15 protein-coding genes are annotated in these 14,319 nt (G+C 65.0%); 7 read left to right on the top strand and 8 right to left on the bottom strand.

Features of this window, described 5'->3' with window-relative positions:
• Positions 1 to 8: 8 nt before the first annotated feature.
• From N1F91_RS06595 to fabA, 4 genes are all read right to left on the bottom strand, one after another.
• Positions 9 to 1,538, bottom strand: a complete 1,530-nt coding sequence (locus N1F91_RS06595; protein WP_289990957.1) for a bifunctional diguanylate cyclase/phosphodiesterase — start codon at positions 1,536 to 1,538, stop codon at positions 9 to 11.
• Between the two features lie 107 nt (positions 1,539 to 1,645).
• The gene (gene fabI, locus N1F91_RS06600) at positions 1,646 to 2,446 is read right to left on the bottom strand and encodes an enoyl-ACP reductase FabI (RefSeq protein ID WP_289990958.1); all 801 of its coding nucleotides are present in this window, start codon (positions 2,444 to 2,446) and stop codon (positions 1,646 to 1,648) included.
• A gap of 12 nt (positions 2,447 to 2,458) precedes the next feature.
• Positions 2,459 to 3,676, bottom strand: coding sequence for a beta-ketoacyl-ACP synthase I (gene fabB, locus N1F91_RS06605; protein ID WP_289990959.1), 1,218 nt, complete (start codon positions 3,674 to 3,676; stop codon positions 2,459 to 2,461).
• A 57-nt stretch (positions 3,677 to 3,733) separates the two neighbouring features.
• A complete protein-coding gene (fabA, locus tag N1F91_RS06610) occupies positions 3,734 to 4,249 on the bottom strand; it encodes a 3-hydroxyacyl-[acyl-carrier-protein] dehydratase FabA (protein WP_289990960.1) in 516 nt (171 codons plus the stop codon).
• Positions 4,250 to 4,485: 236 nt separating this feature from the next.
• Here fabA and N1F91_RS06615 point away from each other — a divergent pair, with 236 nt between their 5' ends.
• The 5 genes from N1F91_RS06615 to N1F91_RS06635 all read left to right on the top strand — a co-directional run bounded on the left by N1F91_RS06615 (position 4,486) and on the right by N1F91_RS06635 (position 8,872).
• Positions 4,486 to 5,217 (top strand): hypothetical protein, encoded by a 732-nt coding sequence (locus tag N1F91_RS06615; protein WP_289990961.1) that lies wholly within the window; start codon positions 4,486 to 4,488, stop codon positions 5,215 to 5,217.
• A gap of 110 nt (positions 5,218 to 5,327) precedes the next feature.
• Positions 5,328 to 5,648: a hypothetical protein gene (locus tag N1F91_RS06620; protein ID WP_289990962.1), complete on the top strand. Its 321-nt coding sequence runs from the start codon at positions 5,328 to 5,330 to the stop codon at positions 5,646 to 5,648.
• 37 nt (positions 5,649 to 5,685) lie between these two features.
• On the top strand, positions 5,686 to 6,351 hold the full coding sequence (gene msrA, locus N1F91_RS06625) for a peptide-methionine (S)-S-oxide reductase MsrA (protein WP_289990963.1): 666 nt from the start codon (positions 5,686 to 5,688) through the stop codon (positions 6,349 to 6,351).
• Positions 6,352 to 6,541: 190 nt separating this feature from the next.
• Positions 6,542 to 7,531, top strand: a complete 990-nt coding sequence (locus N1F91_RS06630) for a BMP family ABC transporter substrate-binding protein (protein ID WP_289990964.1) — start codon at positions 6,542 to 6,544, stop codon at positions 7,529 to 7,531.
• A gap of 156 nt (positions 7,532 to 7,687) precedes the next feature.
• Entirely contained in the window at positions 7,688 to 8,872 is a 1,185-nt protein-coding gene (locus N1F91_RS06635) for an MFS transporter (RefSeq protein WP_289990965.1), read from the top strand.
• Positions 8,873 to 8,881: 9 nt separating this feature from the next.
• On the opposite strand, the gene N1F91_RS06640 is transcribed toward N1F91_RS06635, so the two are convergent.
• The 4 genes from N1F91_RS06640 to N1F91_RS06655 form a co-directional block, all read right to left on the bottom strand.
• Positions 8,882 to 9,613 carry a hypothetical protein gene (locus tag N1F91_RS06640; protein ID WP_289990966.1) on the bottom strand — a complete coding sequence of 244 codons (732 nt, stop codon included), beginning with the start codon at positions 9,611 to 9,613 and terminating at the stop codon, positions 8,882 to 8,884.
• A gap of 101 nt (positions 9,614 to 9,714) precedes the next feature.
• Positions 9,715 to 9,921, bottom strand: a complete 207-nt coding sequence (locus N1F91_RS06645) for a SlyX family protein (protein WP_289990967.1) — start codon at positions 9,919 to 9,921, stop codon at positions 9,715 to 9,717.
• A complete protein-coding gene (locus N1F91_RS06650) occupies positions 9,918 to 10,352 on the bottom strand; it encodes a thioesterase family protein (RefSeq protein ID WP_289990968.1) in 435 nt (144 codons plus the stop codon). Before N1F91_RS06650 ends, N1F91_RS06645 begins: the two co-directional genes overlap by 4 nt.
• Positions 10,352 to 11,527 carry an iron-containing alcohol dehydrogenase gene (locus N1F91_RS06655; RefSeq protein WP_289990969.1) on the bottom strand — a complete coding sequence of 392 codons (1,176 nt, stop codon included), beginning with the start codon at positions 11,525 to 11,527 and terminating at the stop codon, positions 10,352 to 10,354. Before N1F91_RS06655 ends, N1F91_RS06650 begins: the two co-directional genes overlap by 1 nt.
• Positions 11,528 to 11,647: 120 nt before the next feature.
• Here N1F91_RS06655 and N1F91_RS06660 point away from each other — a divergent pair, with 120 nt between their 5' ends.
• Positions 11,648 to 13,180 carry an ABC transporter ATP-binding protein gene (locus N1F91_RS06660; protein ID WP_289990970.1) on the top strand — a complete coding sequence of 511 codons (1,533 nt, stop codon included), beginning with the start codon at positions 11,648 to 11,650 and terminating at the stop codon, positions 13,178 to 13,180.
• A complete protein-coding gene (locus tag N1F91_RS06665; RefSeq protein ID WP_289990971.1) occupies positions 13,180 to 14,319 on the top strand; it encodes an ABC transporter permease in 1,140 nt (379 codons plus the stop codon). Before N1F91_RS06660 ends, N1F91_RS06665 begins: the two co-directional genes overlap by 1 nt.

Genomic DNA, 14,319 nt, shown 5'->3' on the forward strand with positions numbered 1-14,319 from the left:
ACGCTCGCTCAGTGGATGGCGGCCGACGGCAGTTCCACGGCCTCGCCACCACGGATCACCAGCGGCCCCGGCCGTCCATACAGATAGCCCTGGAAGACGTCGCAGCCCGCGGCGCGCAGGAGGGCGGCCTGGTTCTCGGTTTCCACGCCTTCGGCGATCGTGTGCACGCCCAGCGCTCGCGACAGACCCACGATCGTCGAGACGACGGCGCCGCCATTGTCCTTTTCGATCCGGCTGACGAACGACTTGTCGATCTTGAGCTTCTGGAACTGGAAGTCGATCAGGTAGGACAGGTTGGAGTAGCCCGTTCCGAAGTCGTCGACCGCGACCGATATGCCGAGCGCCGAAAGCTGGCGCAGCATGGCCGCGGCTCGTTCCTTGTCCTGCATCATCGCCGTCTCGGTGACTTCCAGCTCGAGCCGCTTCGGGTCGAGCCCGGTCTTGTCGAGCACCGACTTGACGAAACGGACGAAATCCTTCGTCATGAACTGGACGGGCGAGATGTTGACGGCGACGAAGCAGTTGTCGGGAAGGCAGTGGGCATCGGCGCAGGCCTTGTGCAGCACCCATTCGCCGATCGGGCCGATCATGCCGGTCTCCTCGGCGATCGCGATGAACTCCATCGGCGGAATGGAGCCGCGTTCCGGGTGGTTCCACCGCAGCAGCGCCTCGTAGCCGACGACACGACCCTTCATCAGGTCCATCTGAGGCTGGTAGTGCAGGTCGAAATCGCCGCGCTGGAAGGCGACGTGGAGTTCCGATTCGAGCCACTGCCGGTATTCCGCGACCTGCCCCATCGTGTCCTGGAAAACCGCCCAGTTTCCGACGCCGGTGGCACGGGCGTTCTGCAGTGCCAGGTTCGACCGCCGCAGCAGGATGATGGGGTCGCGGCCGTCCTTGGGCATGGCAACGAGGCCGGCCGAGAGATTGACCGTCTGCTGGTGCGTGGCGAGCTTGTAGGGCTTGGCGAGTTCTTCGAGGAGCCCTTCCACCATGCGATCGATGCGGTCGACGACCTTGCTTTCCGGCACGAGCACCGCAAATTCGCCGGCACCGATGCGACCGAGCTCCAGCCCTTCGGGCAGGTTCTTCTTCAGGCGGCGCGCGAAGGCGCGGATCAGCTGGTCGCCCTGGCTGTAGCCGATCGCGTCGTTGATCTGCTTGAACCGGTCGATGTCGAGATCGATCATGTAGACCGGCTCACCGGTCCGCGCCGTGCTGGCAGCCGCTTCGGCGATCTTGCCGATCATGGCATTGCGCGAGTGAAATCCGGACAGCTTGTCGACCTGGGTTTCCTGGAAGACGTAGTTTGCCGATTCGTCGACGCCGGCGAAGAACGAAAGCGCCGTCCCCGCAGCCGCCAGTGCACACAGAGCGGCGATCACGCCGCCGATCACCGCTGTGTCCAGTCGCCCGATGTTGTCGAGCAGGCCGAACTTCAAGGCCCAGATGCCAAGCAGCAGGCTCCCCAGGCCTGCCGCGGCGATCGTGATCAGCCTGAAGACCGGTGTCCTGTTCGGATTGTTTGCCACAACCATGCCGAGTTCCCCAATTCCGAGGGGAAGTTAGGCGGAAGTCACTGAAATTTCCGTGCAATGCACGTTTAAATGTTTAGCGATGACGGCATTTTGCGGCCGGAGCAGCGCTAATCGGCCTTCTTCAGCTCGTCAAGGGCCGGCATCGAGACGATGTGGTAACCGCTGTCCACATAGTGGATCTCCCCGGTCACGCCGGAGGAGAGCTCGGAGAGCAGATAGAGCGCCGAGCCACCGATCTCGTCGATATCCACCGTCCGGCGCAGCGGCGCGTTGCGCGCCTGGTAGGCGAACATGTGTCGGGCATCGGCGATGCCTGCTCCCGCAAGCGTCCGCACCGGACCTGCCGACAACGCATTCACGCGGATGCCGGTGGGCCCGAAGTCATTGGCAAGGTAGCGGACGCTGGCCTCCAGCCCGGCCTTGGCGACGCCCATGACGTTGTAGTTGGGCATCACGCGCACGGAGCCGGCATAGGTCAGCGTCAGCAGCGAGCCGCCGTTCGGCATCAGCGCTGCGGCGCGTCGTGCGACCTCGGTGAAGGAGAAGCACGAAATCACCATGGTGCGCACGAAATTGTCGCGCGTGGTGTCGGCATAGCGGCCCTTGAGCTCGTTCTTGTCGGAGAATCCTATCGCGTGGACCAGGAAGTCCATGCCGCCCCACTTATCCTCGATCCCGGCAAAGACGGCATCGAGGGAAGCGGTGTCCTCGACGTCGCAGGGCAGGACGAGGTCTGCGCCGAGCGATTCAGCAAGTGGCTTGACGCGTCGCCCGAACGCTTCCCCCTGGTAGGTGAAGGCGAGTTCGGCGCCCTGTCCCGCGAGCCGCTTTGCAATGCCCCAGGCGATCGAATGGTCGTTCGCGACGCCCATGACGAGCCCGCGCTTGCCCTTCATCAGATCCTGCATGACCGGTGTGCCTTACGCGTGACGCTGGAAGACGAGAGTGGCGTTGGTGCCACCGAACCCGAACGAGTTCGACAGCACGGTGTCGAGCTTCGCGTCGTCGATCCGCTCGCGAACGATCGGAACGCCCTCGAACTCGGGATCGAGCGTCTCGATATGCGCGCTCTTGCCGATGAAGCCCGCCTGCATCATCAGGATCGAGTAGATCGACTCCTGCACGCCTGCGGCGCCGAGCGAATGCCCGGTCAGGGACTTGGTCGACGAGATGTGCGGGATCCTGTCGCCGAAAACCTCGCGAATAGCACCGATCTCGCGCTGGTCGCCGACCGGCGTCGACGTGCCGTGCGTGTTGATGTAGTCGACGGGGCCGTCGACGGTGGCGATCGCCTGCTTCATGCAACGCACAGCGCCTTCGCCCGACGGCGCGACCATGTCGTAGCCGTCGGAGGTGGCGCCGTAGCCGACGATTTCTGCGTAGATCTTCGCGCCGCGGGCCCTGGCATGCTCGAGTTCCTCGAGGACGAGGACGCCCGCGCCGCCGGCGATGACGAAGCCGTCGCGGTCGACGTCATAGGCCCTGCTGGCGACGGCCGCGCGGTCGTTGAACTTCGACGACATGGCGCCCATTGCGTCGAACAGGTTCGACATCGACCATTCGAGATCCTCGTGTCCGCCAGCGAACATCACGTCCTGCTTGCCCCACTGGATCAGTTCGTAGGCATTGCCGATGCAGTGCGCCGAGGTCGAGCAGGCTGACGAGATCGAATAATTGACGCCGTGGATCTTGAACCAGGTGGCGAGCGTGGCCGACGCCGTCGATGACATCGCCTTCGGCACGGCGAAGGGACCGATCCGCTTCGGGCTGTTGTTCTTGTTGGTAATCTCGGCAGCCTCCACGATGGTGCGGGTGGACGGACCGCCGGAGCCCATCACGATGCCGGTGCGCTCGTTTGTAATGTCGCCCTGCTCGAGCCCGGAATCCCTGATGGCCTGCTCCATGGCGACGTGATTCCACGCGCCGCCTTTGGACAGGAAGCGCATCGCACGGCGATCCACCAGTTCCGTCGGGTCGAGCGTCGGTCGTCCCCAGACCTGGCAGCGGAAGCCATGATCCGCGAAGGACTCCGAAAAGCTAATGCCGGAGCGGGCATCCCGCAGCGACGCCTCGACTTCCGCCGAATCATTTCCGATCGAGGATACGACCCCAAGACCGGTAACGACCACTCGTCTCATGATGGAGCTCCTCTCCGCTGTGCTGCCGGCAACGCGCGTGCGACCGACCGCGTCGTGTCAGGCTGCGCTCTGCTTGGACAGACCGACCTTCAGGTCGGATGCATGATAGATGGTCTCTCCGTCGGCCTTTAGCCAGCCGTCGGCGATACCGAGCACCAGGCGGCCGCGCATGACGCGCTTGAAGTCGACGCCGTACTCGACGAGCTTGACGGACGGCGTCACCATTCCCTTGAACTTTACCTCGCCTGTCGACAGGGCCATGCCCTTGCCCGGCTCACCCAGCCAGCCGAGATAGAAACCGGTGAGCTGCCACATGGCGTCGAGCCCGAGACATCCCGGCATGATCGGATTGCCGATGAAGTGGCAGGGAAAGAACCAGAGGTCCGGCCGAATGTCGAATTCGGCGCGGATGTAGCCCTTGCCGTGCTCGCCGCCGGTCTCGCTGATGTCGGTGATGCGGTCGAACATCAGCATGGGTGGCGCTGGCAGCTGCGCATTTCCCGGGCCGAACAGCTCTCCCCGCGCGCAAGCCAGCAGGTCCTCGTAGCCGTAGCTGGATTTCTGCTCCGCCATGTGTTCCTTCCCCATCGTCGCCGGCTTCCTGCCGATCAGGTCGAGATTTGCCCATGCCGCCGCAAATCGTTGCCTGCGCTTATCGCGATGCCGACCGGGGGTCAATGCGCGAGCCGCTGTCCACCGGCGCATGGTCACGCCTGAGGGCCGGTTTTTCGCGGATTTACTGCTTGCGAGGCATGCTTGACAGTGCAACGTCCGTAGCGTTCGCTGAAGCGCGGGGCGGGGAGCGGGCAATGGACGGGACGAATGCGGCCCCGGGCGGGCCGTTGAGCGGGTCGGGCGCAACAGGCTGGGGCTGGACGCCGCCGCTCGCCTGGGTGGCGCTGACGATGCTGCTGTCGGTCCGAGGGCTCTATTCCATGCTGCCGTTGGCATGGGCAGAGTCGCTGCCGCCACCGGTGACGGCTTATCTCCGGGGCGGCATCGGGGTGGCGATCGTCACGTTGCTGTGGGGAGGCTGGATCCTGTTCGCGGCGCGGTCTCGGTCGCGCGCCTTGCGGCGCGGTTTCCTCGCTTGGCAGTCGTTCACCCTGGTCGCGATCGCGGCATCGGTGGGATACACCTTCTTTTCAGCCGATTTCGTTGTGACTGCACAGGGCCTGCTCATCCCGGCGGTAGAGTTTGCGATCGGCATTGCCCTGACGATCTATGCGCTGCGGCTTCCCGATGCGCCTGCGCCGGCTGCCGGTGCGATGTCGCTGCCGGCCGAGGGCCATTCTCCGACGACCGCGCGCTACCTCGTCAATGGCGTCATTGGCGGGTTCGCTGGAGCTGTTCTCGGCGGGGTCGCGGGCTTCCCCATCGGCGCCGTCTTGGCCGACGTACTCGACATCTCCTGCTTCGAAGGCGGTTGCGGCTATTTCGCCGCCGCGATCGGCCTTCTCCTCATCGCCGCGGGGTTCGTCGCAGGCATCGTCTTCGCCGTGGTGAGGACCGGCCGCGGAAAAGTTCGCCGCGCCGAATGACAGGCGGACGATCCGTCACTTTCGCGTGTAGCGATTGAAGCATGGTGGCCATGGCCATACATCGGCGGGGACGCTAGACTTGGCCGCGGCAACGACCCGGGGCGACAGGTGTGATACGGTTCTTCTTTCGGTTTCTTGCGGTGCTGTCGCTGGCTGCGGCGGTCATCCTTGCGGTTGTCGATGCGACCCGCTCGATCGCGGCATCCGAACTCGTCCTGACGCCGCTCGGGACCAGTTGGTTCGCCGTCTCGCCTGGGACGCTCAATCTCGCGCAGGCGCTCGTCCAGCGATACGTGTTTCCGGGCCTGTGGGATCCGCTCATCGTGTCGATCCTTAACCTGCCCGGCTTTGCCGTGTTCCTGGTGCTGGCGCTGCTGTTCTACGCGATCGGCCGCAGGCCGGCACGACGTCTCGGTCGGGTCGGCGCCTGAGCCGGTCCGGCGCTTTGTTCAAAGGAGAAGTGAAAACATGTTCTTCCTCGGTGATCTCCTCAACAAGAAGCATACCATGCCCGCTCCGGAGAATGCGTTGCGTGGGCGCGAGGCTCCGCTGACGACGGCGCGTGTCCATGACGTCAATGGGCGTCCGCTGAAGGGTCCCTATCCGGAAGAGCTTGAAACTGCCTATTTCGGCATGGGCTGTTTCTGGGGGGCGGAGCGCCTCTTCTGGCAGACGCCAGGCGTCTGGGTCACGGCGGTCGGCTACCAGGGTGGCTACACGCCCAATCCGACCTATCCCGAGACCTGCACCGGCATGACCGGGCACGCCGAGGTGGTCAAGGTCGTGTACGATCCGGGCCAGATTTCTTTCGCAGACCTCCTGAAGATATTCTGGGAGAGCCACGACCCGACGCAGGGCATGCGTCAGGGCAACGATGTGGGCACGACGTACCGCTCCACCGTCTACGCGACGACAAAGGACCAGCTCGACCAGGCGCTGGCCTCGCGGGATGCCTACGAGCGGGAATTGCGCGGTGCAGGTCGTGGCAAGATCACGACCGAAATTGCTGAGGCGCCGGAGTTCTACTATGCCGAGACCGAGCACCAGCAGTACCTGAGCAAGAACCCGGGCGGCTATTGCAGCCTGCGCGGGACGGGCGTTTCTTGCCCGATACCGGCCGTGGCCGCGGAGTAAGGCGCGTGCTAGCCTGTGGGGCGCGGCTTTTCCGGAAGGTCAAAAAATCCGCGTGAAATTTGCCATGGGCCGTGCAAGAGTAAAAGGGAGCGGGGGCTCAAGCCCCTGCCTGGGCTCTCGCGCGGGTAACGACCGGCGCAGCCGGGCCTGCCAATAAACCGTTTGGAAAAACCAACAGGGTGTGGATCACATGAAGCGTCTCGTCCTTGGCCTGATGGCCGCAACAGTTCTGTCGGTGCCGGCTTTCGCGGCCGATATCGCACCCGCGATCATCTATGATCTGGGCGGCAAGTTCGACAAGTCGTTCAACGAAGCGGCCTACAACGGCGCCGAGAAGTTCAAGGCCGAAACCGGCATCGAGTATGTCGAGTTCGAGATCTCCAACGATGCCCAGCGCGAGCAGGCGCTGCAGCGGTTCGCGGACGACGGCCGCAATCCGATCCTGATGGCGGGCTTCTCCTGGGCGGCGGCACTCGAGAAGGTGGCTGCCGAGTATCCGGAGACCAATTTCGCGATCATCGACATGGTCGTCGACGCGCCGAACGTTCGCTCGGTCGTCTACAAGGAGCATGAGGGTTCGTACCTGGTCGGCGTCATGGCCGCGATGGCTTCCGATTCCAAGAAGGTCGGCTTCATCGGCGGCATGGACATCCCGCTGATCCGCAAGTTCGGCTGCGGCTATGTCGGCGGTGCCAAGGCGGCCGGTGCGACCGACGTGTTCCAGAACATGACCGGCGACACGCCGGCTGCCTGGAACGACCCGACGAAGGGCGGCGAGATCGCCAAGGCGCAGATGGACCAGGGTGCGGACGTGATCTACGCTGCGGCCGGCGGCACCGGCGTTGGCGTGCTCCAGGCCGCCGCGGATGCGGGCAAGCTCGGCGTCGGCGTCGACTCCAACCAGAACGGCCTTCAGCCGGGCAAGGTTCTCACTTCCATGCTGAAGCGCGTCGACGTGGCAGTCTACAACGCCTTCAACGACGCCAAGAACGATCAGTTCTCCTACGGCTTCAACGTGCTCGGCCTCGCCGAGGACGGCGTCGGCTACGCCATGGACGACAACAACAAGGAACTCGTAAGCGCGGAAATGCTCGAGGCTGTGGAGAAGGCCAAGGCCGACATCATTGCCGGCACCATCCAGGTTCACGACTACATGTCGGACAACGCCTGCCCCTACTGATCGGATCGGCATTTTTCGGAAGCCGCCGGGCCTGTGCCCGGCGGTTTTGTTTTTTGCCATTCGGGACCGACCGGTTGTGGCGGATGACGACGGCCCTGTATCCTCCGCCATCGTCAGGGGCCGCCTTCGATTCGGCCAACACGCATGAGCCGGATCATGACATCGAACGGAAACGCCCGCCGCATCGCGGCCCTCGTCATGCTGTTGGCAGCCGGGATCCTGGCCGGGGCGCAACTTGCCAAGATCGCGCCACTGGTCGACTGGTACCAGCGTGAGGCCGGCTATTCGCTCGTCACGATCGGCTGGCTCACCTCGACGCTCGGCCTTTTCGTGGCTCTGGCTGCGCTGCCAGCCGCCTTCGCCATCGACCGCGTCGGCATGTACACTTCGTTTGTCCTGTCCTCCGCAGCGCTTGCTATCGGTGGCGTGATGCTCGCGGCTTTCGAGGCGCCGGCAGCGGTTCTGTCCGGCCGTCTCGTCGAGGCACTCGGCTATCTGGTCATCGTCATCGCGACGCCCGCGCTGCTTGCCGCGCTTGCGCCCGACCGGCTGAAGGCGCCGGCCCTCGCCGTCTGGGGTGGTTTCGTGCCGCTCGGCTATGCCTTCGCGGACTTCTCCGCCGCCGCCCTGCTGCCGATCATTGCGCCGCAGGCCTACCTGATGGTCGTAGCCCTCTGCTTCGCTCTTTGCGCTGCCGGCGCGGCCGTCCTGTCGCTCGGCCTGAAGCCGGCCGGCAGCGATGCCACGGCGAATCGACAGTCGGCGACCATCGGCTCGACGTTCACCGTTCCGGTCGGCGCTGTGGCCGCCGCCTTCGGCGCCTACGTCGTCCTGTCGCTTGGCTTCTTCTCGTTCCTACCGAGCTTCGCCGGAGACGGGACCGGCGCGATTCTTCTCTCAGCCGGCTTCGTCGCGCTTCTTGTTCCTTTCGGAAACGTGCTGGCCGGCATCCTCGTCGAAGGCCGGAGCGCGCGCTTCATCGCATGGCTGACGGTGGTGGGCTTCCTGGCGAGCGCGGCATCGGCGGTGCCATTCTTCTCCTCGCCCGACCCGGTGATCGCGACCGCGTCGGCCGTCGTCTTCGCCATCGCCGGGGGCGTGGTGGCATCGGCGCTGTTCGCCAGCATTCCGTCGGTGGTTCCGCTCGGCGGTTCCGTCGCAGTGGGAATCGGTCTCGTCGCGCAATCAGGCGGGCTAGGTACGCTGGTCGGCCCTCCGCTCGCCGGCTATGTGATCTCGGAATTCGCCTGGTCGGGCTTCGGCTGGTTCCTGGCCGGCATATCGCTGCTGGGCATCGCCTGCCTGGTACCGATGCTGCGCGCCGGTCCCCCGTCGGCTTGAACGCGGGTATCACCGGCGCCCGGCAACGGGCAGGGCGGTACCTCTGTAGATGAAGAGTTCTTCCCTTGCGGAGGCCGTACCGTCTCCCGCGGCAACGCCGTAGCGCTGTCCGGCCTTCGGCGGCGGCAGGTCCGGTCCGCGCCAGCGTGTTGCGCCGCCCGCAAGGAGCGTTCCCAGCGGCACGAAGCCGATGGCATCGTCATAGATCGTAAACAGCTGCGCCGCCTCGCCGTCGGATGTCGCCGCCAGCGTCAGTGGCACGAAGCGCATCATGTCGTCGTCGCCGATCTCCAGGATGCCGCCGACGTCACCATCCTGATCGATGAGAGCCACCACGAAGTCGGGCGTCCCCGGACGCGCCCTGATGTCTCCCGCAACGTAGCTCGCGCCACAGGCCAATGCCAAGCAGGCCACCAGGAGCGCGCCTTTCCAGCCCGTCTGCGGTTGCGACGGCGCGACGCTGCTGTCGGTGCGCCGCCTGGTCTTTGCAAGGCTGGAGGGCGTCGCCGCAATTGCTGTGCGCATCTGCGGAAGGTCGCCGAGGCCAGCTTCGACGGCCCGCCACAACTCCTTGTCGGCGACGACGTCGCTGCGCCTGATCCGCTCGGAGAGGCGCAGCACGGCTTCACGGAACTGCGGATCACGCTCGAGATCGCGCTCGGCGCGCTCGCGTTCGGCCGGCTCCATCCGGCCCATCACGTAGTCGCCCGCCCGTCCGTAACGATCGCTGTCGCTGCTCATGCCGTCCGTTCCGAAACCGGTCCTCCCAGGACGAGCAATGATACCGCATCCCGGATTGCAGCGGAACCTTCGAATGGAGAGCGGGTTCCGTCTGCCGCCGTCTACCAGTGCGGCGGCTTGGTCACCGGGACGTCGGAACCCGATTGCTCCTCTACGGCGAGAAAGCGCTCGGTCAGAAGATCGAGCTTCTTGCGCAGTTTTTCCACCACGGTCCACTGTTCCGCGACCTGGCCGGACAATTCCTCGATCGTCCGCTCCTGCTCCGCCACAATCATCTCCAGTCGGGCGATGCGATCCTCGTCGGTCATGCCGAAATCCCTTCGAGTGCGGAGCGCAGCTTCTCGTTGAGCGGCTGTGGCCTGCGACTTTCCCGGTTCACGTAGACGTGGATGAAGAAACCCTCCGCCGCCGCAGTCTCCTCCTCGTTCCGGAACAGCCCGACCTCGTAGCGCACGGAACTCGACCCGATCCTCGCGACGCGGAGGCCAGCCGCCACGACGTCCGGGAAGGCCATTTCGCTGAAGTATCGGCATCCGGTCTCCACGACGAGGCCAATCTGATCGCCGCCGTGAAAGTCGAGCACGCCCTGCTCGACCAGCCAGCCGTTCACCGCCGTGTCGAACAGCGAATAGTGCACGACGTTGTTCATGTGGCCGTAGACGTCGTTGTCCATCCAGCGCGTCGGGATGGTGCGGAAGGCGCGGTAATCGGCGCGGGTACCGGCAGCGGGGCGCGTCATCACCACGCCGCGCGGTAGATTGCCAGCGCGTCGGCTTCGGATACCGGGCGCGGGTTGTTAATGAGCAGGCGCTGCTGCTTCATGGCATCGGACGCCATCCTGGCCAGGTGTTCCTCGCCTATGCCGACGTCGCGCAGGCGTGGCTGAAGACCGACGCGCGCGGAGAGCGAAGCCAGTGCTTCGATGAAGGCGGCGCAGCGGCCCTGCACGCCTTCTTCGCGCGCCAGGTCCGGGAAGGCGTCGCCCGCGATCTCGGCATAGAGATGCGCAGCGTCAGGGGCGTTGAATCGCAGCACGTGCGGCAGCACCAGCGCGTTGGACAACCCATGCGGTATGTGGAAGGTGCCGCCGATCGGGTAGGCCAGCGCATGCACCGCCGCCACGGGCGAGTTGGCAAAGGCCTGTCCGGCCAGCATCGATCCGAGCAGCATGGCGCCGCGCGCAGCGATGTTCCCGCCTTCGTTCACCGCCGTCTCGATGTTGGCGCCCAGCAGTTGCAGTGCCTGTTTCGCCAGGCTGCGCGACAGCGGGTTGTTGTTGGCACTTTTCGAAGCATAGGCCTCGATGGCGTGCACCATGGCGTCGATCCCGGTCGCAGCCGTGATCGACGGCGGCAGGCCGAGCGTCAGTTCCGCATCGAGCACGGCGACATCGGGCAGGATGACGGGCGAGGAGACGCCGCGCTTCTCCTCCTTGCCGACGGTGATGATGGAGACGGGCGTGACCTCCGAGCCCGTGCCGGCCGTGGTCGGTACCAGGACCAGAGGCAGTCGCGGCCCCTTCGCATTGCCCACGCCCCAGGCGCCGTCGAGATCCTCGTTCGAGCCGATCAGCAGCGCGGCGAGCTTGGCGACATCGAGCGACGAGCCGCCGCCGAATCCTACGACTCCGGTCGCTCCGGCGGCCCGTCCCGCCTCGACGGCCTTCATCAGCGTGGCGAGTGAGGGGTCAGCCTCGACCTGGTCGAAGATCGTCACCGATCTGCCCTCTTCCTCGAATGAGGCCAAAGCCTGGTCGCAGAGCCCCAGCCGGCGCAGGCCCGGATCGGTGACGAACAGAATCGCCTCCCCGAGCCTCTTGCCTGCGATCGAACCGAGTCGCCTGGCGGCGCCGTTCTCGAACACGATGGAAGGAGTGGTGTTGAAGGTGAAGGGGGGGAATGCCGGATTTGTCATGGCGCGGAAATTGACAAGCCGGGAGGCTTTTGTCGAGAGTGATCGGCGGGCGATTGGCAACCGCGATTTTGCGTGTTAGCAACTTTGATCAAACGATAAAAAATAAGGGGATACGGTTGCATGGCGCCAGCTGCAATCGAACTCAAAGGCATAAACAAGAGTTTCGGCGCGGTTCATGCCAACCGCGACATCCACATCGAGATTCCGAAGGGTACGATCCACGGCATCATCGGCGAGAACGGCGCCGGCAAGTCCACGTTGATGTCGATCCTTTACGGCTTCTACCAGGCCGATAGCGGCGAGATTTTCGTCGACAGCAAGAAGACCGAGATCAAGACGCCCAACGACGCCATCGCGGCCGGCATCGGCATGGTGCACCAGCATTTCATGCTGGTCGAGAATTTCACGGTTCTGGAAAACATCATCCTCGGCGCGGAGGGCTCGCAGCTTCTTAACGCCGGCATCGCGCGGGCGCGCGCCGAACTGCATCGGCTGGAGAAGGACTACGGCCTGGAGGTGGACCCGGACGCGGTGATCGAGGAACTGGCGGTCGGCCTGCAGCAGCGGGTCGAGATCCTGAAGGCGCTGTATCGCGGCGCCGAAATCCTGATCCTCGACGAGCCGACCGGCGTTTTGACACCGGCCGAGGCCGACCACCTCTTCCGCATCCTGCGCATGCTGAAGGACGAGGGAAAGACCGTCGTGCTGATCACGCACAAGCTGCGCGAGATCATGGCGGTGACGGACAACGTCTCCGTCATGCGGCAGGGCACGATCGTGGCCACCCGAAAGACCGCCGAAACGACGGTGGAGGAGTTGGCGGAACTCATGGTCGGCCGCCGCGTGCTTTTGCATGTGGAAAAGGGCGAGCCGAAGCCGGCGGAGGTCAAGCTGTCGGTGAAGAACCTGACGGTGAAGGATTCCCGCGGCGTCACCATGGTCTCGGACGTGTCCTTCGACGTGCGCGCGGGCGAGATCGTCGGCATCGCGGGCGTCGCCGGCAATGGCCAGTCCGAACTGCTGGAGACGATCGCCGGTATCCGCAAGGCGATCTCGGGCAGCGTCCTGCTCGACGGCAGGCCGATAGACGTGACAGGCGCGGCCGATCCGGGAGAACTGCGCGACCGCGGACTGGCCCACGTGCCGGAAGACCGTCATCACGTCGGGCTCGTCCTGCCCTTCGAGGAGAACGAGAACGCGATGCTCGGCTATCACGACGACGCGAAGTTCCTGAACGGCCCGTTCCTGAACATCGAAGCGATCCGCGCCGATGCGCGCGAGAAGATCCAGAAGTACGACATCCGGCCCGCCGACTGCCGCCTGAAGACCGCCAACTTTTCCGGCGGCAACCAGCAGAAGATCGTGCTGGCCCGCGAGATGGAGCACGATCCGGGCGTGCTGATCGTCGGCCAACCGACACGCGGCGTCGACGTCGGCGCCATCGAGTTCATCCACAAGCAGCTGATTGCCATGCGCGACGGCGGCAAGGCCGTGCTGCTGGTCTCCGTCGAACTCGACGAGATCCGCTCGCTGTCGGACCGCATCCTCGTGATGTTCGACGGCCGCGTGGTCGGGGAGCGCGGTCCGGACGCGACGGAGGGCGAGCTCGGCCTGCTGATGGCCGGCGTGGAAGCCCGGGAGGCTGCGGAATAATGGCTACACCCTATGCCAAGCTGCCGGCCTGGGCCGATTACGGCCTGATCCCGCTGATCAATCTTTTCGTGGCTTTCGCGGTCGCAGGGCTGGTCGTGCTCCTGGTCGGCGAAAGCCCGGTGCAGGCCGCGACGCTGCTCATCAAGGGCGCCTTCGGGTCGGGAGCCGGCATCGGCTACACGCTCTACTACGCGACGAGCTTCATCTTTACGGGTCTCGCGGTGGCGGTTGCCTTCCATTGCGGCCTGTTCAACATCGGCGGCGAGGGTCAGGCCTATGTCGGCGGGCTGGGCGTCGCGATCGTCTGCCTGTCCTTCGACAGCGTCTTTCCCTGGTGGGTGAACTTCCCGCTGGCCATCCTCGGAAGTGCGGCGATCGGCGCCTTCTGGGCGATGATCCCGGCGATCCTGCAGGCCAAGCGCGGCAGCCACATCGTCATCACGACGATCATGTTCAACTTCATCGCTGCAAGCCTGATGGTCTATCTGCTGGTCGGGCCGCTCAAGCCGATGAATTCCATGGCACCGCAGACGCGCACCTTCGCGCAGGACGCCTGGCTGCCCAAGCTCGACTGGCTGCTGGAGATGTTCGGGGCCACGATCCGCTCGACGCCGCTCAACCTGTCCTTCGTGCTGGCGCTGGTGATGGCCGTTGTCGTGTGGGTGCTGATCTGGCGCACGAAGCTCGGCTACGAGATCCGCACCTACGGGTTCAGCCCCAAGGCCGCGAAGTATGCCGGCATCGGCGAGGCGCGCATCATCGTCATCACCATGATGATCTCCGGCGCACTGGCCGGCATGATGGCGCTGAACCCTGTGATGGGCGACCAGCACCGCCTGCAGCTCGACTTCGTCACCGGCGCCGGTTTCGTCGGAATCGCGGTGGCTTTGATGGGCAGGTCGCACCCGGCCGGCATCGTGCCGGCGGCGATCCTGTTCGGCATGCTCTATCAGGGCGGGGCGGAGATCTCCTTCGTCATGCCCAACATCTCGCGCGACATGATCGTCATCATCCAGGGCCTGGTGATCCTGTTCGCCGGCGCGCTGGAGCACATGTTCCGGCCGAGCCTTCAGGCGGCGCTGGCGAGCCTTGCGCCAAAGTCGATGGGCATGAACGCGGCGAAACGGGAAGGAGCCTGA

The organism is Aquibium sp. ELW1220 (assembly GCF_030398385.1).
Classification (GTDB): domain Bacteria; phylum Pseudomonadota; class Alphaproteobacteria; order Rhizobiales; family Rhizobiaceae; genus Aquibium.